Source organism: uncultured Actinomyces sp. (genome assembly GCA_900541895.1).
In the GTDB taxonomy this organism is placed as follows: domain Bacteria; phylum Actinomycetota; class Actinomycetes; order Actinomycetales; family Actinomycetaceae; genus Pauljensenia.
In genome coordinates this window covers 1-24390 of the sequence record UWSI01000019.1, presented here as the reverse complement: position 1 = coordinate 24390, position 24390 = coordinate 1, and the positions used below count along the sequence as shown (strand labels likewise).

The 24390-nt window shown below is 54.9% G+C and carries 18 protein-coding genes and 2 pseudogenes; 12 read left to right on the top strand and 8 right to left on the bottom strand.

The window, feature by feature from the left end:
• Positions 1 to 4: 4 nt before the first annotated feature.
• Positions 5 to 277, top strand: a pseudogene (locus QZR18_RS05900) (ABC transporter permease); the annotation flags it as partial.
• Positions 278 to 341: 64 nt separating this feature from the next.
• Here the strand turns inward: QZR18_RS05900 and QZR18_RS05895 are convergent.
• On the bottom strand, positions 342 to 2267 hold the full coding sequence (locus QZR18_RS05895; protein ID WP_178705829.1) for a long-chain fatty acid--CoA ligase: 1926 nt from the start codon (positions 2265 to 2267) through the stop codon (positions 342 to 344).
• Positions 2268 to 2271: 4 nt separating this feature from the next.
• Positions 2272 to 4146 (bottom strand): chloride channel protein, encoded by a 1875-nt coding sequence (locus QZR18_RS05890; protein ID WP_178705832.1) that lies wholly within the window; start codon positions 4144 to 4146, stop codon positions 2272 to 2274.
• Positions 4147 to 4375: 229 nt separating this feature from the next.
• Here QZR18_RS05890 and QZR18_RS05885 point away from each other — a divergent pair, with 229 nt between their 5' ends.
• On the top strand, positions 4376 to 5365 hold the full coding sequence (locus QZR18_RS05885) for a malate dehydrogenase (RefSeq protein ID WP_295910650.1): 990 nt from the start codon (positions 4376 to 4378) through the stop codon (positions 5363 to 5365).
• Between the two features lie 157 nt (positions 5366 to 5522).
• On the opposite strand, the gene QZR18_RS05880 is transcribed toward QZR18_RS05885, so the two are convergent.
• From QZR18_RS05880 to QZR18_RS05865, 4 genes are read right to left on the bottom strand one after another with little or no spacing between them, the layout of a single operon-like run.
• Entirely contained in the window at positions 5523 to 6371 is an 849-nt protein-coding gene (locus QZR18_RS05880; protein WP_178705838.1) for a metal ABC transporter permease, read from the bottom strand.
• The gene (locus QZR18_RS05875) at positions 6365 to 7213 is read right to left on the bottom strand and encodes a metal ABC transporter permease (protein WP_178705847.1); all 849 of its coding nucleotides are present in this window, start codon (positions 7211 to 7213) and stop codon (positions 6365 to 6367) included. The genes QZR18_RS05880 and QZR18_RS05875 overlap by 7 nt, the downstream gene beginning before the upstream one ends.
• Positions 7206 to 7955: a metal ABC transporter ATP-binding protein gene (locus QZR18_RS05870; RefSeq protein WP_291459493.1), complete on the bottom strand. Its 750-nt coding sequence runs from the start codon at positions 7953 to 7955 to the stop codon at positions 7206 to 7208. Before QZR18_RS05870 ends, QZR18_RS05875 begins: the two co-directional genes overlap by 8 nt.
• Before the next feature lie 9 nt (positions 7956 to 7964).
• Positions 7965 to 9134: a metal ABC transporter substrate-binding protein gene (locus QZR18_RS05865; RefSeq protein ID WP_295910647.1), complete on the bottom strand. Its 1170-nt coding sequence runs from the start codon at positions 9132 to 9134 to the stop codon at positions 7965 to 7967.
• A 225-nt stretch (positions 9135 to 9359) separates the two neighbouring features.
• Here QZR18_RS05865 and glyA point away from each other — a divergent pair, with 225 nt between their 5' ends.
• The 6 genes and pseudogenes from glyA to QZR18_RS05835 all read left to right on the top strand — a co-directional run.
• Entirely contained in the window at positions 9360 to 10649 is a 1290-nt protein-coding gene (gene glyA, locus QZR18_RS05860) for a serine hydroxymethyltransferase (RefSeq protein ID WP_178703811.1), read from the top strand.
• Positions 10646 to 11548, top strand: coding sequence for a bifunctional methylenetetrahydrofolate dehydrogenase/methenyltetrahydrofolate cyclohydrolase (locus QZR18_RS05855; protein ID WP_178703809.1), 903 nt, complete (start codon positions 10646 to 10648; stop codon positions 11546 to 11548). Before glyA ends, QZR18_RS05855 begins: the two co-directional genes overlap by 4 nt.
• A 458-nt stretch (positions 11549 to 12006) precedes the next feature.
• A complete protein-coding gene (argF, locus tag QZR18_RS05850; RefSeq protein ID WP_178703807.1) occupies positions 12007 to 13002 on the top strand; it encodes an ornithine carbamoyltransferase in 996 nt (331 codons plus the stop codon).
• A 7-nt stretch (positions 13003 to 13009) separates the two neighbouring features.
• The gene (gene arcC / locus QZR18_RS05845) at positions 13010 to 13948 is read left to right on the top strand and encodes a carbamate kinase (protein ID WP_178703805.1); all 939 of its coding nucleotides are present in this window, start codon (positions 13010 to 13012) and stop codon (positions 13946 to 13948) included.
• A 104-nt stretch (positions 13949 to 14052) separates the two neighbouring features.
• Entirely contained in the window at positions 14053 to 15630 is a 1578-nt protein-coding gene (locus tag QZR18_RS05840; RefSeq protein ID WP_178703803.1) for a YfcC family protein, read from the top strand.
• A 424-nt stretch (positions 15631 to 16054) separates the two neighbouring features.
• Positions 16055 to 16801, top strand: a pseudogene (locus QZR18_RS05835) (amino acid permease); the annotation flags it as partial.
• Positions 16802 to 16939: 138 nt separating this feature from the next.
• Here the strand turns inward: QZR18_RS05835 and QZR18_RS05830 are convergent.
• Entirely contained in the window at positions 16940 to 18055 is a 1116-nt protein-coding gene (locus tag QZR18_RS05830) for a hypothetical protein (RefSeq protein ID WP_178703802.1), read from the bottom strand.
• Between the two features lie 1060 nt (positions 18056 to 19115).
• Positions 19116 to 20579, bottom strand: coding sequence for a hypothetical protein (locus QZR18_RS05825; protein WP_295910644.1), 1464 nt, complete (start codon positions 20577 to 20579; stop codon positions 19116 to 19118).
• A 211-nt stretch (positions 20580 to 20790) separates the two neighbouring features.
• Here QZR18_RS05825 and QZR18_RS05820 point away from each other — a divergent pair, with 211 nt between their 5' ends.
• From QZR18_RS05820 to QZR18_RS05805, 4 genes are all read left to right on the top strand, one after another.
• Complete coding sequence (locus tag QZR18_RS05820) at positions 20791 to 21072, top strand: HU family DNA-binding protein (protein ID WP_009409106.1); 282 nt, start codon at positions 20791 to 20793, stop codon at positions 21070 to 21072.
• Between the two features lie 271 nt (positions 21073 to 21343).
• Entirely contained in the window at positions 21344 to 22117 is a 774-nt protein-coding gene (gene nagB / locus QZR18_RS05815) for a glucosamine-6-phosphate deaminase (protein WP_178703799.1), read from the top strand.
• A gap of 62 nt (positions 22118 to 22179) precedes the next feature.
• The gene (locus QZR18_RS05810; protein WP_009409108.1) at positions 22180 to 22515 is read left to right on the top strand and encodes a DUF3039 domain-containing protein; all 336 of its coding nucleotides are present in this window, start codon (positions 22180 to 22182) and stop codon (positions 22513 to 22515) included.
• Entirely contained in the window at positions 22512 to 24311 is a 1800-nt protein-coding gene (locus QZR18_RS05805; protein ID WP_178703796.1) for a DEAD/DEAH box helicase, read from the top strand. The genes QZR18_RS05810 and QZR18_RS05805 overlap by 4 nt, the downstream gene beginning before the upstream one ends.
• Positions 24312 to 24390: the final 79 nt, after the last annotated feature.

The following is a 24390-nucleotide window of genomic DNA, read 5'->3' as shown; positions in this document are numbered from 1 at the left end:
GTGCAGGCGTTCTCTGGGAGCCAAACGGGGACATATCTGCATGCAATTTCTTGCCGAGGCTCTGCTCCTCTTCTTCCTTGGCGGATGCGTGGGATGTGTGATTGGCACGGCGGTCACATGGGGAATGTGTCTCGCATACGGATGGCCCGTCACTATCGCGTGGTACGTCATCGCCGCTGGCCTCGGGGCTCCATTGGTCATTGGAGCAATTGCAGGTCTCTACCCGGCCCTACGGGCGGCACATACACCGCCAACTGCTGCATTGGCCTCGCAATAAAAGAAAACCCGGTGCATCGTCGTGGTGAGCGATGTACCGGGTTTTTCTTTGCGGCTAGTCTTGCTTAGCCGTTTTGAACGGGACCTCCGTAGATGTCGTCAATAACGTTGGCGTAGCGTTCAAGCACAGCCTTTCGCTTGACCTTGAGTGAAGGGGTGAGGAGTCCATTCGCCTCGGTGAAATCGCTTGTGAGGACGTGGATCTTTCGAATCGATTCTGCACGTGAAACATGTTCATTCGCACGCTCAACGGCACGTTCCAGAGCTGAAAGCACCTCGATATTCGTGGCTGCCTCGCTGATTGACATGGGAGGCAATCCGTGGTTTTTGAGCCACAATTGAAGCATTTCCGGGTCGAGAGTGATGAGTGCCGAAATGAAGGGACGCTTATCGCCCACAACAATCACCTGTGAGATCAAAGGATGCCCACGCAAGGGGTCTTCCAGTGATGCTGGTGCGACGTTCTTCCCACCAGCAGTGACAATAATGTCTTTAGCGCGACCCGTAATTCGGACGTAGCCATCGCGGTCAAGCGAACCTAAATCACCGCTCTTAAACCAACCGTCCTCGGTAAAGGCCTCGGCAGTGGCCTCGGGATTGTTGTGGTAGCCGCGGAAAACCGATGGCCCCTTAATAAGGATTTCTCCTTCTTCGGAGATACGCACCGAAAGGGGAGGAAGTGCTGGTCCGACGGTGCCAATCTTTGACAAGCGGGGTGTATTCACGGAAAGAGGACCCACAGTTTCTGTCAGGCCGTAGCCTTCCAAAACGGGAAGTCCAAGTCCGGTGTAGAAATGGGCAAGTCTTTGCGATAGGGGAGCACCGCCGGAGATGATGTAGTGAGCGTTGCCGCCGACAAGCTGCAGAATCTTTGAATAAACCAAGCGAGTAGCGGCAGCGTGCTGCATCTTTAGGCGGCGTGAGGGACCTTCGGGAGTTTCAAGTGCCTGCGAGTATTCGACAGCCACGTTCGCAGCCCAGCGGAAAATTTTTTGCTTTCCACCGCGACCAGCTTTCGCATCGGCAGAGTTGTAAATCTTTTCAAGGACACGAGGAACAACAAGCAGATAAGAAGGCTTGAAAGTCGCTAGGTCCGAGAGCAGATTCTTGATATCAGGGGTGTGGCCAAGGATTCCTTCGCCACTGAGCTGGAATACCTGGAGGAAGCGCGCGAAAACATGGGCGAGGGGAAGGAAAAGGAGCAAACGTGAATCTTGCCCCATGGCAATTTCAGGCATCCATGCGTGGGAGTTGAGCGCGAGCTCAGTGAAATTGCCGTGGGTGATTTCAGTGCCCTTCGGGCGTCCCGTTGTCCCCGATGTGTAAACAATCGTTGCCAGGGTATCGGTAGTCAGTGCTTGAGTTCGGGCTGCAACAGACGCGCGTGGCACTGTGATACCCGCATCTCGGATAGTCTGCATTGCTTCCGCGTCAAGAGAGAGCACTGTGATGTCATCTTTACCAAGGCGGTGACATGCATCTAGTACCAGTTCACGCTGGGTGACTGTTTCCGTCACTACGGCGCGAACGTCTGCATCTTTGATGATGTACTCAATCTGCTCACCCGAGGCCGTTTCATAAATCGGAACGGGGAGTAACCCCGCGGTCCATGCGGCAAAGTCTAGGAGCGTCCACTCGTAGCGTGTTCGTGACATGATCGCGATTGCATCACCATAGTTAAGCCCCAGACCGATGAGCCCAGCTGCGGTGGTCTGGACGTCTTCGTAGAACTCTGCGGCAGTCATGTTCTGCCATGTTGATCCCATTTCGAGCTTGCGTGCAATCAGCGGGCGTCGGGGTGCGCGCTGAACGCGCTTGGCTAATAGATGAGGGATTGTTGTGTGCTCGTCATTACGAACCAGGACGGGCGCATGCCATTCTAAGGCGTGGGTTTCGCCGTCGATAACGTCTTCGTTACCTGAGGCTGGTTCTGCGGGCAAAGCGTTGGTGTTCTCGGCTGGAAGTTCCGGGTGTGCGGGTGTTTCAGACATGCCTTCAGTCTACGTGTCCAGAAGCGTGAGAATGGTGTTCTTTCCAACGAGATCCCCATGATGTTTTATGTCCTGCTGAGATTGCGCGCTTCTGTTGCGTAGCAATTTTCTTCACGAGGCTCTGTTGGGTAATCCATCCCAGGAGATGAGGAGTGGTGAGATCCTCGTCCACGACCGCGAGCGCCCAGGGATTATCGTCTGCGCTCATGCGAGAAAGGATCAGGGAGGGACGAGCTGACATGGGGAGTGAACAAGACGTGTCTAGCGCAAGAGAGGAGATTCGTGTGTGTGGGGGGAGTCCGCGTGAAAGGAAAGAGCTGAATTCATGTGCAGTGAGCATGCCCAAGTAACGGGGCTGATCACGATAGCGGTCTGTTGCGGCGATGACAGGAAGAGACGGGGCAGAGGCTGCTTGGAAATACTCCTGCGCCTGTAGAAGCGTCATGTCATCTGTCAATACTTGGCTTGGCTTTGTCATGAGTTGACCTGCGCTTTGGCGGCCAAGCAGGGTGTCGTCGACGGGTTCGTGGAGGACGTCACCTCGGCGACGAAGCTTCTCTGTGTAGATCGTTGAACGGGTGAAAAGTCGCGAAGTGAAGGTGGCAATGATGACAGCGAGCATCATTGGTAAAACCAAAGAATATTGACCGGTCATCTCGACGATGATGAGAACCGCGGTCATTGGTGCGCGTGCTGCTCCAGCAAAAGCTGCTCCCATTCCGATGACGCCAAAGATCGCGCTTTGAGAAACTGCCCAAGGGGAAACAAGTTGGCCGAAGACCATCCCCGTCATTGCTCCCATAAAGAGCGTTGGGGCAAAAATTCCTCCTGATCCGCCGATACCGATGGTGTATGAGGTATAGAGAATTCTTCCGACTAATAGAAGAGCGAGGAAAGGTATCGAGTAAGAGCCAAAAATCGCAGAAATTTCGATGGGGTAGCCCGAACCGTACATGTAAGGAAAAGCGATGAGTGCTGCTCCCAAAGCAATGCTCAAGACCCCTGCGCGGCACCAGTTGGGGAGGGGAATATGTGACCAGAAAGCATCAATCCAGTCCTCACTGAGATAAAGGAACTTTGAGAAAGCAAGTCCGACAAGTCCCGCGATGACACCGAGGATGGCGACCCACGTGATATCGGGAAGTGACTGCAAGGGGAAAGTCTCGCCTAAATCAATGAGGGGATGATCGCCAACGGCGGCCCGCGTGACCAATGAGGCAAGGACAGAGGAAACGACAACGTAGCCAAAGGCCTCGGCAGTGAATTGGGTGAGGATTACCTCCAAAGCAAAGAAAGCGCCGGCTAGGGGAGCATGGAAAGTCGCTGCGATTCCCGCCCCGCTACCGCAGGCCGCTAAAAGGATCACTCGTTCCTTGGGAAGATGCAGGAGTGAAGCAAACGAGGAACCTAAAGAGGCGCCAATCTGGACGATTGGGCCCTCTCGCCCTGCAGAACCGCCTCCTCCGATGGTGAGGGCAGAAGCGAGTAGTTTGACAACTGCGACTTTTGCGGGGATATATCCCCCTTTTTTCTGGACGGCCAGCATAACCTCGGGAATCCCGTGCCCCTTTGCAGAAGGGGCAAAATGTGAGATGAGCGGGCCGTAAATGAAAGCCGAGATTACGGGAGCAATGAGGAGGAATATCCAGGCCGGAATATTGAGTCGTCCGTGTGCCTGGCCGATGTGCTGCGTGTAGTCCCAGTACCCGGTAGTGACCCAGGTCCACGCGCCAATCATGAGATTGAAGAGGACTGCTGCGGATCCGGCAAATGTGCCAACGATTGCTGCGGCAATAGCAAGTGCACTTCTATGCACGGTGCATATGCGGCCGATGCGCGAAGCGAAGGTGTCTGGGGCTGAATTCTGAGGATCGCTCACTTAGACATAGTAGGTCCGCCGACCTGCAGCTGAGTGGGACTTGGGTGTTTATGGATCACTAAAAGATTCTCTGTGATGGAGATCATAGGTAGAAAAGCTGGATTCCTGTCGTACTTGGGACTGCTGACACCGCGAATTAGTCCTTCGAGGCAATAGGCTTGAGGAGTAACGATCATCAGGTCGTTGCGGCGATGGATAGCCGCACGAAATAACTGAAGGAGTGCCCACAATGGCAGAACCTCGTATTGTCACCGTCACCGGTGCAGCCGGACACATCGGTTACGCCCTTCTTTTCCGCATCGCTTCGGGAGCCGTGTTCGGTCCGGATACTCCCGTTAAGCTCAACCTGCTGGAGATCCCCCAGGGCGTGAAAGCCGCTGAGGGTACCGCAATGGAGCTTGATGACTGTGCATTCCCCCTGCTCGCAGGCGTGGATATCTATGATGACCCCAAGGCTGCATTCCAGGGCACCAACGCTGCCTTCCTGGTTGGTGCGATGCCTCGCCGTGCAGGCATGGAGCGCGCTGACCTCCTCGAGGCCAACGCCGGTATCTTTGGCCCTCAGGGCAAGGCCATTAACGACGGCGCCGCTGAAGACGTGCGCGTCCTGGTCGTTGGCAACCCGGCCAATACCAACGCCACCATCGCCGCTCACGCAGCAGGCGACGTTCCCGCATCGCGCTTCACCGCCATGATGCGTCTGGACCACAACCGTGCAATCTCGCAGCTGGCACACAAGACCGGTGCTGCTGTGGCTGACGTGAAGAACCTGGTTGTTTGGGGTAACCACTCCGCCGACCAGTACCCCGATGTCTCCTACGCGACCGTTGGCGGACAGGCTGCTTCCGGCCTTGTTGACGAGGCCTGGCTCTCGGATTACTTCCGTCCGACCGTTGCCAAGCGTGGTGCGGCGATCATCGAGGCTCGTGGTGCATCTTCGGCCGCCTCCGCAGCAAACGCTGCAATTGACCACATGCACGACTGGGTTCTGGGAACCCCCGCGTGGTGGTTCCCCCCCGCCGCCATCATGACTGATGGAGAGCACTATGGTGTTCCCGCCGGCCTGTGCTTCGGCTTGCCCGTCACCTCTGATGGTGGCGAGTGGCAGGTTGTCGAGGGCCTGGAGGTTTCTGAGGCAACTCGCGCTGGCATCGAGCACAACATTGCTGCACTGCAGGATGAATACAACACCGTGAAGCAGCTTGGCTTCATCAAGTGAAGTTCGCTGAAATTTACGGTTTGATCAAGAGCTGCTTCGCCTGACTTTCTTGGTCTAACTGCATGAGGGGCGCCGCATTGCGGCGCCCCTTTTGTTGAGTGAGGCGCATGTTTTCATGCCTAATTTTGGTTGTATAACGCACTGCTGTACGGGGGTGTTAGTTGGCTTTTGGCCTCGATGACAAAGCCTCCCACGTCACGCACCCGCAGAAGAAAATTCCTGCCGCTAAAGCAATGCATCCGCCCGTTGATAGCTCAAGAATGAGGGAAATTGCGAAACCACAGGCAGAAATTACAAGAGCTGCGAGCGCTGAAGCGACCATTAAGACTCCGGGTCGGGCAATAAAACGCATCAAACCGGCACTTGGTGCAATAAGCAATGCCAAGGGAAGCAGTGTGCCCACCGCGGGAATCATCACGATGAGACAAACCGTGATAAGAGCAGAGATAAGCGCGTCGGTGAGCACAAAGGCGCCGGGGGAGGAACGAAAGGCTGCTCGGTATCCCTGTGCGTCGAAAGACAAGAGAAGAATGTGGCGTCCGCGCAAGGTAAGAATACATAGCGCGCAGACCAATGCCATGCCTGCAAGCGCAATATCCACCGGGGTAACGGTCATGATTGAGCCCGTGAGGAAACTCGAAATCTGCAAGGGCAGGGGAGCAAACCACTTCGAGAGGAAATAGCCCAAGGCAAAACTGAAGGTCAAGACGACCCCGGCAGCAGCGCTGCCCGAGACTCCTGGGATTCGTGCCAAAGCGCTCATCAATGCAGAAAGCGGCAAGCACAAACCCAGTGCGCCCAAGAAAACACAGAGGGCAAGAATGCTGTGATCCCTAGTGAAAACAGATGCACACACGACACCGATCACCGCACCCGGAAAGGCTCCGTGCGTGATCGACTCAGCAAAGAACACGCGCCCGCGCAGGACAGTCATCGTCCCAACGATTCCGGAGAGAATTCCTAGCAGCGCCAGCTCGCACAGAGGAAGGAGAAGGATCGCTAACATGTCCGAACTCGCTTTCGTGCTCTGTACAGTCCGACGATGACTGCGCACAGAGCCACTTGGGTCAGAGCAACCGAGGCTTGAGGTGAAGTAGGCCTGGAAAGGGGAACCAGGAGAGTTACCATCCCCAGCGCCCCACCTGCGCAGGAAAGAAGTACCGAATAAGCCAGCATCTGCCTCGGTGAAGAGGAAAGAAGTCGGGCGGCGAGTGCGGGGACAATGAGGTACCCCACGACCAAAAGAACACCGATTGCCGAGGCCCCCGCGACGACGATTGCGCACATCGCGGCGTTGAGGCAGGCATCGCACAGCCTCGTGGGTACTCGCGCGGCGAGTGCTCCCGCACTGTCAAAGGCGCACATGAGCTGAGCGCGCCACGAAAGAACGACTAGGACGCAGGCAAAAAGGCAAAAGATGAGGGAAATCGCCATGCGCTGGGGAGTAACTTCCAGAAGGCGGCCAAACATCAGCGCTTCCATTTGGCCCGACATATCGCCCTTCTTGAGGGAAATAATGACGCCGAGCGCGAAGAAAGAGGTCAGGACAACTGCTGCGGCGGCCTCGTGTGCGCGGCGGCGCATCGCCCAGGTTAATGCGGCAGCAACGAATATCGCGCAGATTCCCCCGCCCGCGGGGATCCAATCGATACCGCCGAAAACCGCGCCAACGACGATCCCCGGGAAGATCGAATGGACCGAGGCCTCGGCACCGAATTGCCAGTTGCGAAGATTCACCAAGGTCCCAACCGCGCCCGATGCAATCCCGAAGAGTACAAGGAAGAGTAGGGGGCGAAGGAAAAATGGAGACTGCCACAGGGGCGGAGCGCTTACGATCGCGTTAAACATTGTTAATCCCGCCGAAAGCTTCATTGATGATTTCCGGACGGAAAACCTGGGAGGTTGGCCCGTAGGCAACTTGGCGTCCAGCCACGATGAGGCTCTCATCGCAGACCTCAGTTGCGACCCGATAGTCATGGGTTGAAATCATGAACGCGGTTCCCTGAGCTTTTGCTTGGTTGATGAGCGAGAGAAGAGCTTCGCGGTTGGGCTCATCCAAACCGTTGAAGGGTTCGTCAAGCAATACCATGCGAGGCTTGGCGACCAAGGCGCGCGCGACCAGAACGCGCTGGCGTTGGCCGCCGGAAAGGGTCCCAAAGCGCTCGCGGGCACGCTCGACTAAGCCAATCTGTTCTAATGCTGCACTGACCGCTTCTTTCTGTTCACGACTGAGTGGACGTAGAAGTTTTGTCTTGGGGTACATTCCCATTTCGACGACCTGACGAACGTTGATTGGGAAGCTCAAGTCGATATCACTGTTTTGTGGGACGTAGCCGAGGAAATCCAGCGGGCAGCTCACTTCTCCAGATATGACTTGAGCGCTTCCCAAGAGCGCTCGCATGAGCGTTGTCTTTCCCGATCCATTTGGACCGATCAAAGCAAGGGCATGTCCGGGGCTGAGCGAGAGGGTGATTCCCGTCAGGACCGGTGTCTGGGAGTAGCCGATGCTGGCATTTTTGGCTGAGAAGACAGTGGCGCCAACATCGCGGCCCTCGTCAGGGTCTGAAAGCATATGAGCATCTGCGTTCATAATGATCGCTTAATGCTTGAGCTCCGAAGGCAGGGGAGCGATCGTTCCGTCCCAGGCTTGTGTCATGGTTGTGACGTTATGGATGATCGAGCCGATGTAGGTTTCGCCTTCACTGCCCACGGGTCCAAGGGAATCTCCGTAGAGCGCGTCATCGCCGATGATGGCTTTGACTCCCGCGGCGCGTGCAATCGTTTCAATTGACTTCGAGTTATTGGAGTTCTCTGCGAAAATCGCGCTCGCTCCAGATTTCTTCACTTCCTCGCTTGCCTTTGCGATGTGGTCAGCGGTTGCATCCTGCTGTTCGTTGAAATCAGAAAGTGCTGCACCGATGAAATGAATGCCGTAGCGTTTCGACAAATATCCGAAGGCGTCGTGGGAGCTAAAAAGGACGCGCTTATCGGTGGGAACGCTATCAAAGCTGGCCTTTGCCCACGCGTCGAGGGAATCGATACGCTTTGCGTATTCTTCGCTTGCCGCGCTGTATGCCTCGGCGTGATCCGGGTCCGCTGCTGAGAGGAACTCTCCGATGTTGCGGACCTGCAGTGCAGCGTTCGCTGGAGAGGTCCAGACGTGAGGATCGTATGCGAACTCCGGCTCGCTTTCTCCTTCTTCTGGCGGGAAAGGCCAGGGTGCAACCTCGACTGTATGACTGCCTCGGGAAACCGAGTAGGGAAGCAGTTTGTCTCTTTGTGGGCGGTTCTGCGGATCTTCGATATCGCGTGCGCTAAGAACACCCGAGGTCACCGCCATCGTTCCTTTGAAGCCCGAGGCGCTCACTGCCTGATCGAGGAAATGCTCGAGGTCTACTCCAGAGACAAGAAAAACTTTCGCTTGCGTAAGGGCTTGCAGTTGCTGGGGAGTCATTTCGTGCTCGTGTGCCGAGGCATTGGGCGCAAGTAGGCACGTGAGTTGCACTTTTGTGCTGGCTTGCTCGGCTGGGGCCCCTATATGAGATTGCGTTCCCGCGGCATCAGTTTTATCGAGCGAGATGGAGTTTTGTACCGAGGGCTGCTGCGCAATTTGGGTGACATAGTCGCAGATCTGGGTGGTGCTTGCGACGAGGGAGAGTGGGGTGGAGCCTGACTGTGAAGATGCAGTTGAGCACGAGGCGATCGAGGTCGCGCCCAGTAGGCAGGCTGCTGTGGCGGTAAGGAATGAACGCGAGTGAACGGCGGACATTGAAGTTCCTCTTCATTGGGGTGTTATCTAATTATGGCTTTCTTCGCCAAAAAGTTCGTTTAGCCGAACTTTGAGAAAGATTATCGTAATTAAGAAAATTTAGCTAGGCCTTAGTTCCTACGAAATGGACGATTTTGGACGAAACCTCGGAAGTGGCCTCGTCGTGGGGTAAAGTAAAGGCAAAATTCGGGGACTACCCGGCTCACGACTTTGCAAGGACTCGCAATGGATACGCTCAATGACCTCCCACTGCGCCAGCTCGATCCTGAAATCCAGGCGGTTTTGGATAGCGAATTGGAACGCCAGCAGCACACGCTGGAAATGATCGCCTCGGAAAACTTCGTTCCGCGTGCGGTACTTGAGGCGCAAGGCTCTGTCCTCACAAACAAGTACGCGGAGGGCTACCCGGGCCGTCGCTACTACGGTGGATGCGAGTTCGTTGATGTTGCGGAATCTCTGGCGATTTCACGCGCAAAGGAAGTCTTCCAAGGCGCGGATTACGTTAATGTTCAGCCTCACTCGGGTGCCCAGGCAAACGCGGCCGCTCTCATGGCAATGGCGAATGTCGGCGATACTCTCCTCGGCCTTTCCCTTGCCCACGGCGGCCACCTCACTCATGGAATGCACCTGAACTTTTCGGGCAAGAATTATCATGCTGTTGGCTACGAGGTTGATCCTCAGACGATGCGTATTGAACCCGAAAAAGTTCGCGAGGCTGCACTGCGCGAACGCCCGCGAGTCTTGATCGCGGGATGGTCGGCTTATCCGCGTCATTTGGACTTTGCAGCATTCCGCGAAATTGCCGACGAGGTCGGAGCTGTGTTGTGGGTTGATATGGCCCACTTCGCGGGCTTAGTTGCCGCTGGTTTGCATCCCTCACCGGTTCCTCACGCAGATATTGTGACCACGACTGTCCATAAGACTTTGGGCGGCCCTCGCTCGGGAATGATCCTGTCCTCGCGGGGAGAGCAATGGGGCAAGAAGCTGGATAGTGCGGTCTTCCCCGGCCAGCAGGGTGGTCCGTTGATGCATGTTGTTGCTGCGAAAGCAATTGCGATGAAGGTTGCTCAGACCGAGGAATTCCGGGATCGCCAGCAGCGAACGCTGGACGGTGCTCAGGCCATTGCGCAGCGTCTATTAGCTCCCGATGCTCAGGCCGCGGGGATTCGCTTGGTGACGGGTGGTACCGATGTGCACCTCGTTCTGGTTGATCTAGTGAACTCTTCGCTGGATGGACAGCAAGCTGAGGACCTTCTCCATGAGGTTGGTATTACGGTCAATCGCAATGCCGTGCCTTTCGATCCTCGCCCGCCTAGGGTGACTTCGGGCCTTCGTGTTGGAACTCCCGCGCTTGCGACGCGTGGGTTTAGCGTTGCTGATTTCGAAGAGGTCGGTGACATTATTGCTACGGCTCTGATTCAAGGGGCCAGTGGACAGGTGGAAGTTGAGGCTCTGCGTGCGCGAGTGCGTGCTCTGACGGATGCCCATCCTCTCTATGCGGGGCTGAATCAATGAGGGCTCCGTGGGAAGGCGATGCTCGTGTTCTGGACGGCACAGCATGTGCGGCTCAGATCAAAGATGAACTTCGTGCAAGGGTTGAAGTTTTGCGCGCTCGCGGAGTTGTTCCAGGGCTTGGAACGATCTTGGTTGGCGAGGATCCGGGGTCCGTTGCCTACGTTGCTGGAAAGCATCGGGACTGTGCCGAGGTTGGAATTGAATCGATTCGCGTGGATCTTCCTGCTCACGCCAGTGAGGATCAGATTCTCGAGGCCGTGGCTGGTCTGAATGCAGGTCCTGCCTGTACGGGGTTCATAGTTCAGCTTCCTCTGCCGCGTGGAGTAGACACGAACCGTGTCCTCGAGGCTGTGGATCCTGACAAGGACGCCGATGGTCTTCATCCGACAAATCTCGGCCGATTGGTGCTGCGGGGGAGTGAAGCTATTACCTCTCCTCTGCCGTGTACGCCGCGTGCTGTCATTGAGTTAATTCAGCGCAATGGGATCGATCTTAATGGTGCTGATGTGTGCGTTGTTGGACGTGGAGTTACTGTCGGTCGTTCAATTGGCCTGCTTCTCACGCGTAAAGACATCAATGCGACGGTGACAATCTGCCATACCGGAACGCGGGATCTGGCAGTGCATACGCGGGCGGCGGATGTCGTTGTTGCGGCCACGGGTTATGCGGGCTTAATTACTGCGGATATGGTCCGTCCCGGTGCTGTTGTGTTGGATGTGGGCGTTTCTCGCGTCGTCGATCCGGAAAGTGGGAAGGCGCGCCTGATGGGCGACGTTGCAGACGGTGTTGACCGCGTCGCAGGCTGGCTCTCGCCGAATCCTGGGGGAGTGGGGCCAATGACGCGCGCGCTTTTGCTGATGAACGTCGTCGAGGCTGCGGAGCGTGGCATAAGCGCGTGAGTTTCTACCTGGATAGATGAAAATCGTCAAGCTTTCATTATTGCTTTTATTAAAGCCTAGCTTTGTGGAAGCTTGACTATTTTTCTTTATCGCTGTCATTAAACTTGTGCTAAATTTACTCAATTCTTAGCGGTTGCGTTAGCGGGTTTGTTTGCGCTTTCTCTGAAAAGGTCAGTTTGAAGCGAAAAATCTATCTTTTCCGGGCTTTAGCTTGGGTTGCATTGTGCTACAGCCGCTACGCTGTTGCTTATGTTGACGTTTAATGTGTACAGAATCTACTAGAAGTATTCTTTTCTCTATCTTTAAAATGAGGTTACTTAACAGCATCTAACAATTTGTTTTGAGCCTTGCATTTTTTAGGGTATACGTGTAGCTTTCCTGTGAGCAGGGTTACAACCTGTTTTCCGGTACCAAGGTGGTTGCCGGTGTTTTCTATGAATTGTCAGGAAGGACAAGTCATGCCAGTTAACTTGAGTGGACGCCATTTCCTCAAGCTCCTCGATTTCACTTCTGATGAAGTTCGCTACCTCATCGACCTCTCGAGCCAGTTCAAGGCACTGAAGCTTACTGGGACGCCCCACCGTTACCTCGAAGGCAAGAACATTGTTCTGCTGTTTGAGAAGACTTCTACGCGTACTCGTTGCGCATTCGAGGTCGCCGGTATGGACCTTGGTATGGGCGTCACCTACCTGGATCCGGGTAGCTCTCAGATGGGCAAGAAGGAATCCATCGAAGACACCGCACGTGTCCTCGGCCGTATGTACGACGGTATTGAATACCGTGGTTTCGCTCAGGAGATCGTTGAGGATCTTGCGGCGAATGCTGGCGTTCCCGTGTGGAACGGTCTGACCACCGAGTTCCACCCGACTCAGATGATTGCCGATATGCTCACCGTTCAGGAGAACTTCCCCCAGGGAATCAAGGGCCTGAAGTTCGTGTTCATGGGCGATGCTCGTAACAATGTTGCTAACTCGCTGATGGTTGTTTGTTCCAAGCTTGGTCTGCACTTCGTTGCATGTGGTCCGAAGGACCTTATGCCCGCTGACGAGCTTGTTGCACAGTGCCGTGAGATCGCCGAGGAGACCGGCGCAAGCATTACGCTAACCGATGACCCGGTTGAAGCATGCACTGGCGCTCATGTGGTCTACACCGACATCTGGGTCTCCATGGGTGAGCCGGCGGATTTGTGGGAGAAGCGCATTAAGGAGCTCAGCCCCTACCGCGTGACCGAGAAGCTCATGGCCCTGACCGATTCTGAGTCGATCTTCATGCACTGCCTGCCCTCTTTCCACGACACCAAGACCACAATCGGTGCAGATATTGCCGAGCGTTTCGGTGTTACCGAGATGGAAGTTGAGGATGCAGTGTTTGAGTCCTCGAAGTCCCGTGTCTTTGATGAGGCGGAAAACCGCATGCACACCATCAAGGCCGTGATGTACGCAACCTTGAAGTGAGGTTGTTGTGGGACAGCGACTTGTAATTGCGCTTGGGGGTAATGCCCTTGGCAATACCCCCGCTGAGCAACTTGAACTGATCAAGGAGACTGCTCGGACAATTGTTGATCTCGTTGAGCTCGGCAATGATGTGATCGTTACGCATGGTAACGGTCCCCAGGTCGGAATGATCAAGGTTGCAACCGATAACTCGGCAACTAAGGTTGGCGGCACTCCCAGTATTCCGTTCCCGGAATGTGGTGCAATGTCGCAGGGCTACATTGGTTACCATCTCCAGCAGGCGATTGATAATGAACTTTCTGTTCGTTCTATCGACCGTCACTGTGCCTCAGTTGTGACACAGACTGAGGTCAACGCAGATGATCCTGCGTTCTCTAAGCCCTCAAAGCCCGTGGGTGCCTTCTTCACCGAAGAAGAGGCCAAGGCTCTGATGGAAGAGACGGGGAACACTTACGTTGAGGATGCCGGTCGTGGATGGCGTTGGGTGGTTGCCTCCCCGCTGCCGACTCGGATCGTGGAGATTCCCGTTGTTAAGTCATTGATCGATGCTGGTCATATCGTTGTTGCCGTTGGTGGTGGCGGTATTCCGGTTGTGTCGACCGATGAGGGGCTCAGTGGTGTTCCTGCGGTGATCGATAAGGATCGCTCGGCAGCACTGCTGGCACAGGAAGTTAATGCTGATCTTCTGGTTGTTCTGACCGCGGTTGATCAGGTTGCAATTAACTTCAATAAGCCGGATCAAGAAAATCTGGCAACGATGACGCTCGCAGATTGCCGTCGTTACATCGATGAAGGCCAGTTTGCGCCTGGTTCAATGCTCCCGAAGGTTGAGGCCTGCATGGGATTTGTTGAGGGCAGTGCTGGAAAGAGCGCCCTGATTACCTCGCTGAAGCGCGCAAAGGAAGCGCTTGCGGGCGAAACGGGTACTCGCATTCTCGCGGAGTAGTGCTCACGTGTGTTGCTGCCTCCACTTGACGAAAGCAGAGTGGAGGCAGCAATGCGTTGCAAATTTTTATACCTACAGTGTTGTAAAGGACATTGGAGTCTGTAATGACATCAACAGCAGTTGCGGATCCGCAAGCTACTCCGCAAACAGAAGCGCCAAAGCGGCGTTTTAAACTACATGTGCCTTCTGCATTCACCATCCTCTTCGTTCTTACCGTGATTGCTGTTGCGGCAACTTGGATGGTCCCAGCAGGTTCTTACTCTAAGCTGGCGTTCGATTCTTCGAGCCAGACACTTCAGGTCACCTCTCCTCAAGGTGAAGTCGAGAGTCTTCCCGCAACACAGGAACAACTCGATAAACTCAACGTCAAGATTGGCATTGAAAAGTTCACTGGCGGATCTCTGAAAAAACCAATTTCGATTCCCGGAACCTACCAGCGTCTTGATTCGACTCCCCAAGGAATTGCAGATATCACCCAAAGCATGGTGACCGGTACAGTTGAAGCTGCCGACATCATTGTCTTCATCCTTGTTCTTGGTGGTTTGATCGGCGTTGTCAATGCCACTGGTGCCTTTGAGGCCGGCCTTCTAGCACTAACAAAGAAGACGAAGGGACGCGAGTTCGCGCTCGTCTTCATGGTCTCACTCCTGATGGTCCTCGGTGGAACAAGCTGCGGCCTTGAAGAAGAGGCGGTGGCGTTCTATCCAATCCTTGTTCCAGTCTTCTTAGCGCTAGGATATGACTCGATCATCTGTGTCGGTGCCATCTTCCTAGCGGGCTCGATGGGAACAACCTTCTCGACCATCAATCCCTTCTCGGTGGTCATCGCGTCTAATGCTGCTGGCATTGTCTTTACTGAAGGCTTGGTTTGGCGTGTTGCTGGATGCGTCGTCGGCGCCGCAGTCGTCATTAGCTACTTGTGGTGGTACGCAAGGAAGATTAAGGCTAATCCTGCAGCATCCTACACTTGGGAAGATCACGAAGCATTCAACGCTCAGTGGGCCCTGAAGGGCAATAATGAAGGCTTCGAGTTTAACTGGCAGAAGAAGCTCATTCTTGTCCTCTTTGTTGCAGCATTCCCGATCATGGTGTGGGGTGTTATGAGCCAGGGCTGGTGGTTCCCGACCATGGCCGCATCCTTCCTTGCAATCACGATTGTTATTATGATCCTTTCACTGTTCGGCAAGAGCCGTCTGAACGAAAAGGCTCTGGTTGATGCATTCACCGAAGGTTCGTCGAGCTTGGTGGGTGTCTCCCTGATCATCGGTCTTGCTCGTGGTATCAACTACGTCATGGAGCAAGGCAAGATCTCCGATACGCTCCTGTACTATTCCTCGAATATGGTTGAAGGTATGAGCGGCCCGCTGTTCATCTTGGCGATGCTCGTAATCTTCTTCTTCCTTGGATTCATCGTCCCGTCCTCTTCGGGCCTTGCCGTTCTGTCGATGCCAATTTTCGCCCCTCTGGCCGATACCGTTGGCATGCCTCGTTGGATCATCGTTTGTGCTTATCAATGGGGGCAGTACGCGATGCTCTTCCTCGCTCCGACCGGCCTGGTTATGGCAACGCTGCAGATGCTCGACATGAAGTACTCTCACTGGCTCAAGTTCGTCTGGCCAATGGTTGCTTTCGTCTTCGGCTTCGGTGGCCTCATGCTTGTCGCTCAGGTTTTGACCGCCTGAGAGGCTGAGCAGATACCCTACGCTTGGCCTGAGGCAACCCGGTAATTTTCCCGGTTGTGTGGTGTGGGCAATGGGTAACTCCCTCGACTTTGGGGGAAAAGGAGAAAGAAGAAGACTCGGGGTCTGTGTTCGGTGTTGCGACGACACAGGCCCCGAGTCCGTTCTATAGCAATGCTGCGCTTCAATGAAGATATGCCGCACGAAGTACGTTTCTCGTTCGCCAAAGGTCAATTCGATTGCTCTTGTGAACCATTAGGTATGGGCCATGATAATTCTGAGAAATTTGATAATGAACGGATTGCGTTCTCGTTCAACACTCAACACGTCTGAGACGCAACACTTATCTGTTTCCGATTCGGTCCCTGACCATGAACGCAACGATTTGGTTCGTAAGTTAAATCGGTGACATATGCAGATGATCGCAATTGGTGCTATCGCCATCATCGGTACTCTGATTCCGCTCACTGACCCGAATCTGTTGCGCAGCAGTGAATCAGATATCGCATACTCGCCCTTCACCTTGGTCTTCGATCGTTTGGGCATTGCAGCGGCTGCGGCCGTGATGAACGCGGTTATTTTGACGTCTATTCTTTCGGCGGGTAACTCGGGGCTCTATGCTTCTTCGCGAATGCTGCACTCGATGGCTCTCATTGGTCAAGCCCCCCGCGTTTTCTGTCACGTGACGAAGAGGGGAGTCCCGCTCAATGCAATGCTCGCCACTGCCGCTGTTTCTGCTCTTGGCTTCTGCACGGCGCTGGTTGGTGAGGGAACGGCATACACCTGGTTGGTGAGTATCGTCGGCGTCTCGGGAATCTTTATGTGGCTAGGTATTGCGGCGTGTCATATTCGCTTCCGTCGCGCCTACCTTCTTCAGGGGTACAAGCTCGAGGACCTGCCGTATCGCGCCCCCTTCTTTCCCTTCGGACCGATTTTGGCTTTCGGTATGTGCCTCATCGTTTTGCTTGGCCAAAACTATGAGGCGATCTTCCTTGGCCAGATGTGGGAGATCATTTCGGCATACATTGGTGTTCCGCTCTTCTTGGGAGTCTGGCTGGGGTATCACCTCATCAAGAAGGATCGCATGACGCCGCTGGCGGAGCTTGATGTTCGGGGGGTAACTCGCGAGCAGATCGAAGAGGATATCGAGCGCACCAAGCACTACGACGACTGAATCGATACAAACTAGCGCCGAGGTCTGAAATCCATATGGGGTTCCGAGGCCTCGGCGCTCGCGTTATTCAGTTTTCCGCGCCCGCTAGCTTCAACGCGTGAATTGATTGCCGAGGCCTGGGGTTGCTTGGGCAAGTCGTCAGCGTCCTCCCTCGGTCCAGCGTCCGTTCGGGTTACCGTTAGACCAGTGACCATCCTTGTAAATCTCGTTACCGCTGTTGTCCCAGCAGCGGTTAGGGTCGTGTCCGAGAGTCCCAGAACAAGTCCATCCCAAGCTTGGGTCCTCGGTCTGAGTTTCAACCCAATAAGACTGACCGGACGAGGAAGCTCCACTCTGAGAACCGCCAGCGGAACCGGTCGCTCGTGAGGCAGAGCCTCCACTGTTTGAATGCGAACGGGCAGAGGAAACTCCGGTCGCGCGAGAACCACCGGCGTTAGATGAAGCAGCTGCGGCCTGTGCGGCCTGTTCAGCTTCCCACTGGGTGTATGAGTCACGAACCTGATTCGACTTCTCACCCAAAGCATTCACGGAATCGGTGAGCTTCTTTTCCTCATCGAGGTTCCACTTGCGGTCATCGCCCACGTGCGAGCGGTTCTTCACAGCTTCGCGTGCTTCGACAATAGTCTTAGCGGTGTCGTCGATGCTGGACTGTAGGCCGTCGCGGGTCGCATTGTCCTTGACTTTCCCATCGGTTTCACTCATGAGATTCTTCGCGTCGTTAAGCGCTTGGTTTGCCTTGTTAGCGGCTTCATCGAGCTTCTTAATGGTGAGGTCGTCGAGTTCACCTGCGATGGGGGCTAGAGCAGCGTTGAGCTTGCTGGTGGAGGCCTTAGCTTGGTCGAGGACCTTCTTCAAGGATTCGATCTTTTCGTTACTGGCCTTCGCGTTGTTGGGAGCCTCAGCCAGAGCGGTAACAGTCGCGTCCGAATCCGCGTAAATAGACTTGAGTGTGGTGACGTTCTCTGACTCAAGGACGTATTCGCCAGCCAAGGCAATGGAAGCCTGTACGGACTCGCGGGCAGCGGTGAAGTCGCTATCCGCAGCGACTAATTGAGCTTGAACATCTTTAACGGCCGCGGCAGTCGAATGCGCGGTAAAGGCATAAGCGCCGCTTGATGCAATCGCGATGATTGCCACCCCTGAGAAGACAAGGATTCCTCGTTTCCGACGGGGTGAGGCCGTTGCTTGCTGGTCACGTGAAGGGGTGGAAACGGGATCTGTTGAATCAAGATCAGTGGAAGAAATCGAGCGCACGGGCGGATATCTTTCAAATTGAATACTGCGTGTGTCGGGATATTTTCAGTGTACGCTCAGCAGTTTTTGATGTGGTGGACTTGCTGTGTGATTTCTTCCCCTTCCTGAAGTTCAAGGATTCAGCCGCCCGCTCTATTTCCTATGTCGCGGTTTTGTCTGATTCTGAGTTCTTCGTCGCCCAGGAATGACTTTATCGAGAATCCATATGATGGCGCTTTGGACGAAAGAAACCTCTGTCACGATGTAGGCAATGGTCATAAGTGTGGGGAGAAAGAAGAATGTGATAGCGACATTGGACAGGTGAAAGCTGCACTCTGATGCGCAAAACAAGAGTGCTTTCGCGTGTGTCAACGAATAGATGCTCAGTGCGGTGTAGGGGAGGATCCCTCATTTATTAACAATGTTCTGCTTCTTTTGGGTGGAATAGTCTGTTTCTTTAAGGGCCCACAAAATAACATACTTAAAGACTGCAATACTCAGAAAGCCAATGAAAATTACCACGAGTGCGATGCGGGAATCGTGGGATAGGGATGATGGCCAGAACGCGGACGAATTCATGATTCAAGAATAATTTGCTCTCGCAGTATAAGGTTTTCCTAGTTCTCGTCTTGGGGTGGGAGTGTTTGGCCTGGTGGTAGGTGTTTTTTGGCGTTGTCGAGCAGGTTGGGGTCGGGTGTGAAGCAGAAAGTGATGGTTTCTGGCGAGTTGCCCCAGCGTGAAAGAGTGATGCCGATGAGTTCGAAGGTCCCGGTGCCTGGTATTGTGACAGGCTCTCCTTCCACAAGGTCTCCTCCGTATGAGGGCAAGCCCACATGCTCGGGCCAACCGCCTCCGATGTTTGCCTTCATCTGTCCATTTTCAATTCGTGCATCGTTGAGTATGAAGCTGGGAAATTGGCTTCCTCGGACTGGACGGAAAATGGTATTGGAATGTACTGCGACTGTTTGGCAGGGTTGTGACATGGGTTCCTTCACTTCGTAATGCTGTGTGCATCCGCCAAGTAATAGTGGGATTGTGAGAGTACTGCTCAGAAGCAGGGCTGTTGGATATCTATTGATCATTAAGGAATTTCTCCGATCGTGATATAACCAAAATACTTCTCAAATTCACTCCACGACATCGAGAACTCACCGTGATCCGTAGGCGTTTGCGATAACGACAACCGGTTTTCTCCGTGTGGATTTATGAGTGTTACAGATGTTTCATTCGCGCTTTTAATCATGTACGAATGCCGTGCATAGAGATCGATTCGGCTTGGGTGTCCATCAATTGATACTTCTGCCGGTTGGGAATTCTCATTCCCAAATATCGGTGCGTACACCGTTGCTGTAGTTACCGGCTTTCCCGACTGGAGTGCGTCTACAACTTCTTGGCGTTCCTGAGCATCGTAGCTCAGGCCTGACCCGAAAATGCTCTTGATTGACGCCTCTTGATAATTGACTAAATGGCTTCCGCGTCCCGTGACTCGCAGCAGTCCTTGGCCGTTAGTGTTGGAAGTGATGCCTTCCCCGTTGAGAAAGGAACTCTCGTTGACGCCTCCAGGTGTGAGCTGGGCATATGCTTTTTCGTAGATGCTAACGATACTGGCGGATCCTCCGGAGTTTGCTCCATTCGCATAGGTCTCGCGTACCAGCACGAGTGAATAACTGCCTGCTGAGGGGAGTAGCGGATTGTCATAGATTCGCACCATGTATCCATCTACTTGACCTGAAGAATTGAAATGTTGAGTTACTCCCTTCGCCAACTGTTCCTGTCCTTTTGGGGTGTTCATAAGTGCAAGAATTGCCGAAATAAAGTAGCAGTCACCAATCGCTCCCTGTCGCACTTGGTGAAGGTTGTAGTTTCCGCTCTTCAAAAGGGACAGTTCTGTGTTGATTCGGGAGATATCCGCTTCATCGAGGCGCTGTGTACGTGAGGGGTCATTAGCTGTTCCTGCTACGGATCTATCGCGCGAGACAGGCTCGAGCCTCAATGCCTCATGCAATGCTTGTGACAGAATCTCTGCCGCCCATTTCAAAGATTCAATGCGGACGTAGTAATCATGGGCGATCGATTCGGATTCGTGCGAAAAGCTCGCGTAAATGACCGGACGCTCTTTCTTCGAAGCAGCCTCATAGATTCGGTCCATTTCTGCCAGTCGGGGGAGCAATCGATTGTGGACGTAGTGTTTGGCGCTTGCGACTTCGCGCGCATACCCGGCAATATCGGATGCAGCTGCTTCAAGCCCCTCATACAGGTGTGCGAAACGATATTGTTGTCTATTCGCTGACTCTTCAAAGGCTTCGCGAGAACGACCGGCCCATATCGTTGTTTTCTGTATCGTTGTACGGAACTCGTCGCCGACGATCTGCACTACTTCCGCTTGGTCATGAATTCGAGCCGCAAGGTGATCTATTGCCGGAAGATCACCTGGGATGTCCCCGGCGTGTGAAGAGAAAACTCCCATGGCAGCCATCCCCAATCGGTCTTCATCGACTAGTTCGCACGCTACCTCTTTAAGCGCAAGTTTCAAGACACTTTTCATAAATTGTCATCGAAGTGTGATCAAGCTGTAACAGGTGTGTAAGAAGAGTGATTCTGTGTTGCTCGACACAAAAAATCCCTAAAAAAGTCCAAAAAATTAAGACACGCCCTTAAAAGTCGCGGAAAAACTGACAAAAGTGCCATTTATTCCTTAATCTGTTCCCTGAAGCCACCGAAGTGGCATCCATAACCGACAAGAATGAGGTTTTTCAATGTCCGTCAACCGCACTGAACTTGTTGCCAAGATCGCCGAGCGCGCCAACATCTCGAAGGTCCACGCTGACGCCGCCCTTGCTGCGTTCCAGGATGTCCTGGTCGAGTCCCTGTCCAAGGGTGAGACCGTCAAGGTGACCGGCCTGCTCTCCGTCGAGCGCGTCGAGCGTGCAGCACGCACCGGCCGCAACCCCCGCACTGGCGAAGAGATCAAGATCCCCGCAGGCTTCGGCGTCAAGCTCTCCGCTGGCTCCACCCTGAAGAAGGCTGTCGCCAAGTGAACTCAGCCTTGCGCTGAAAAACACTGAAACTTCGATGCGTTTCCTGCATCGATATTTTCACTCTCGTGTGTGCCCCGGTCCCCCGACCGGGGCACACACGCATCTCAACGTCGGGACATGAGTTAGCTCGCTTGGCAACGGAGCTGGGTGTAAGCTGAAGACGCACAAACTGTACACACAGGCGTGTTCGTTGCTTGGCCTCGAAACCCCATACTCTTGCGGCCAGAGCTCTGCCCGCGCCTCGCGATCCCAACATCAATGAGGAGTTCCAATGCGGATTGCCATCTTGCCCACGCCCGAAGATATTGCCGTCGTCGCAGCCGATCGCATTCAAAGTCTTCTGGAGCGCAAGCCTTCTGCAGTACTTGGTCTTGCGACGGGCTCGACTCCGCTGCCCCTGTACGATGAGCTGACCAAGCGTTACGAGGCCGGCGAAATTTCTTTCGCGCACACTCAGTCTTTCAACCTTGACGAATACGTTGGCCTGCCCGAAGACCATCCCGAGGGCTACGCGAACTTCATTCATCGTTTCCTCGTTGATCGCGTTGATTTCCCCAAGGGGGCGGCACACGGCCCTAACGTCTGGACCGGTGATAATGACCAGGCCGCGGCTGACTACGACAAGGCGATCCGCGATGCCGGCGGCATCGACCTCCAGATTCTGGGAATCGGTGCAGACGGACACATCGGCTTCAATGAGCCCGGTGGATCCTTCGCCTCGCGCACCCACGTCGATGTTCTTACCGAACAGACTCGTCGCGATAACGCTCGTTTCTTTGATGGCGATATTACGAAGGTTCCTACCCACTGCATCACCCAGGGCCTGGGAACCATTATGGAGTCCGGAGAAGCCCTGCTGATTGCAACCGGCGCGGGAAAGGCCGAGGCCGTGCGTCAGCTGGTTGAGGGTGCGATTTCCGCCCGTTGGCCCGCCACCATTTTGCAGATGCATCCCAATGCCATTGTCCTGCTGGATGAGCCCGCAGCTCAGGGCTTGGAACTCGCGGATTTCTACCGCGAGGTGTGGGCTAAGCATCAAGCGTGATTCCCGTGTTCGCGGCCGTTTCTGATCAACATCGGAAGCGGCCGCGTCCTACAATAGGGGACATGTCTTTTCTTGATGAACCCCAGGGACCTTCTGCGCCTCAAGGCCCGCAAACCCAGTCGTCGACAGGCTTGCTTGAGCGCACCGAGGTTGAACAAGAGAAGAGCCCCGGAGATGGCGATCGCTTCGCGCACTTTGTCCGCCGTGATAAGGCCGACTCTTCAATGATCACCGGCCAGCCGGTGGTTGCACTGTGTGGAAAAGTCTGGATCCCCACTCGAGACGCCTCGAAATACCCCGTCTGCCCGACCTGCAAGGAATTGCGTGATTCTATGGGTAAGAACGGTAGGAATTGGCCATTTTCTGATGGAAACGGCCAGGGAGGTTCCGCGGAGTGAGTCCCACTGCGCAGGGGCCATCGCACGCATCTTCTTCCGCAGCCACTTCTCTTCCTCCTGCTTTCCCACGCCGAGCCCCCTGGGGAACAGCCGGAAGTCTACGTGCGTGGCAGGCTGCAGCCTTGGAACAATACATGGCGGCTTCACCGCAAGACTTTCTTGCGGTTGCTACCCCCGGCGCGGGTAAAACGACCTTTGCCCTGCGTATTGCCGTCGAGCTCATGGGCGCTGGAATCGTTGAAAAAGTTACGGTCGTATGCCCGACCGAGCACCTCAAAAGCCAATGGGCCGAGGCCGCTGGGCGCGTTGGGATCCACATCGATCCCGCGTTCTCGAACTCTCAAGGCATGGCGGGTTCACACTTTGACGGCGTGGCTGTGACTTACGCGCAGGTTGCCTCGAATCCTATGGTTCACGCCGCCCGCACGCGCCTCCACCGCACCTTGGTGATCCTTGACGAGATTCACCATGCGGGTGACGCGCTTTCGTGGGGCGATGGTGTTCGTGAAGCCTTTGACGAGGCCACGCGTCGCCTTGCGCTGACCGGTACCCCTTTCCGCTCTGACACTTCTGCCATTCCTTTTGTGCGCTACGAAGAAGACGATGAGGGGATCAAGCGCTCTAAAGCCGACTTTACCTACGGCTATGGCGATGCCCTGCGTGACTTCGTTGTTCGTCCGGTCCTCTTCATGTCCTATTCGGGACAGATGTCGTGGCGAACGAACGCGGGCGATATTTACACCGCGCGTCTGGGTGAGCCCCTCACCAAAGACCTGATGAAGCAAGCATGGCGAACCGCACTCGACCCGAAGGGGGAGTGGATCAGCGCAGTGCTGCAAGCAGCCGATCAGCGCTTGGAGGAAGTGCGGCGCCAGGTTCCCGACGCCGGCGGCTTGGTGATTGCGGCCGATCAGGATAAAGCCCGCGCATATGCGCGCCAACTACGAGCAATTACGGGGCAACGTCCAACCGTTGTTCTCTCCGACGACGCAGATGCATCTGAGCGCATTGACGAATTCCGTCAATCGACCGATAAATGGATGGTCGCTGTGCGCATGGTCTCCGAAGGCGTGGACGTTCCTCGCCTGAGTGTGGGGGTGTACGCAACCAACGCCTCGACTTCTCTTTTCTTTGCGCAAGCGGTTGGGCGTTTTGTGCGCGCCAGGCGCCGAGGCGAAACTGCGACGGTCTTCATTCCCTCCGTCTTGCCCCTGCTGAATTTGGCCGGGGAGATGGAAGTCCAGCGCGATCACGCACTGAACCGGCCTCCCTCGAAAGAGGGGGACATGTGGAACCCTGAAGATGCCATGGTTGCTCAGGCGAATAAGAGCGAGAGCGCCTCGAGTGATCTACTCAATCAGTTCGAGGCTTTGGGTGCGGATGCGCAATTTGATTCCGTGCTTTTTGATGGTGCCGCGTGGGGGACCGAGGCCGATGTGGGTTCTGTCGAGGAACAAGAATATTTGGGCATTCCGGGCCTCCTAGAACCCGAACAAGTGACCACTCTGCTTCGAGCACGCCAAGAAGAACAGTTGGCGACTCAGCGGCGTGAGGCGAGTGCACGGCGGGCACGTGAAGAAAATGCCAATATCCCGGCACACCGACTGCGTGCAGCTAAGCGCAAGGAGCTTTCTCGCTTGGTGTCCTCGTGGTCGAGGCGTTCGGGACAACCTCACGCAAGTATTCACGCAGAACTGCGACGTAGAGCTGGTGGACCAGAAGTCGCCCAAGCAACAACGGAGCAGATCGAAGCCCGTATTGCGCTATTGCGTGAGTGGTTTGTCGGCCGCGGGTAGGAGTTTATTCGAGGTTGGTTAACTAAGAGACGATATACGGCTGTGGGGGCTGCGGTGAAAGGATTCACCGCAGCCCCCA

Bases quoted from the DNA above. Each gene is read 5' to 3' on its own strand.
- QZR18_RS05895 (WP_178705829.1), bottom strand. From the start codon at position 2,267: ATGTCTGAAACACCCGCACACCCGGAACTTCCAGCCGAGAACACCAAC.
- QZR18_RS05885 (WP_295910650.1), top strand. From the start codon at position 4,376: ATGGCAGAACCTCGTATTGTCACCGTCACCGGTGCAGCCGGACACATC.
- QZR18_RS05880 (WP_178705838.1), bottom strand. From the start codon at position 6,371: ATGTTAGCGATCCTTCTCCTTCCTCTGTGCGAGCTGGCGCTGCTAGGA.
- QZR18_RS05875 (WP_178705847.1), bottom strand. From the start codon at position 7,213: ATGTTTAACGCGATCGTAAGCGCTCCGCCCCTGTGGCAGTCTCCATTT.
- QZR18_RS05870 (WP_291459493.1), bottom strand. From the start codon at position 7,955: ATGAACGCAGATGCTCATATGCTTTCAGACCCTGACGAGGGCCGCGAT.
- QZR18_RS05865 (WP_295910647.1), bottom strand. From the start codon at position 9,134: ATGTCCGCCGTTCACTCGCGTTCATTCCTTACCGCCACAGCAGCCTGC.
- glyA (WP_178703811.1), top strand. From the start codon at position 9,360: ATGGATACGCTCAATGACCTCCCACTGCGCCAGCTCGATCCTGAAATC.
- QZR18_RS05855 (WP_178703809.1), top strand. From the start codon at position 10,646: ATGAGGGCTCCGTGGGAAGGCGATGCTCGTGTTCTGGACGGCACAGCA.
- argF (WP_178703807.1), top strand. From the start codon at position 12,007: ATGCCAGTTAACTTGAGTGGACGCCATTTCCTCAAGCTCCTCGATTTC.
- QZR18_RS05840 (WP_178703803.1), top strand. From the start codon at position 14,053: ATGACATCAACAGCAGTTGCGGATCCGCAAGCTACTCCGCAAACAGAA.
- QZR18_RS05825 (WP_295910644.1), bottom strand. From the start codon at position 20,579: ATGAAAAGTGTCTTGAAACTTGCGCTTAAAGAGGTAGCGTGCGAACTA.
- QZR18_RS05820 (WP_009409106.1), top strand. From the start codon at position 20,791: ATGTCCGTCAACCGCACTGAACTTGTTGCCAAGATCGCCGAGCGCGCC.
- nagB (WP_178703799.1), top strand. From the start codon at position 21,344: ATGCGGATTGCCATCTTGCCCACGCCCGAAGATATTGCCGTCGTCGCA.
- QZR18_RS05810 (WP_009409108.1), top strand. From the start codon at position 22,180: ATGTCTTTTCTTGATGAACCCCAGGGACCTTCTGCGCCTCAAGGCCCG.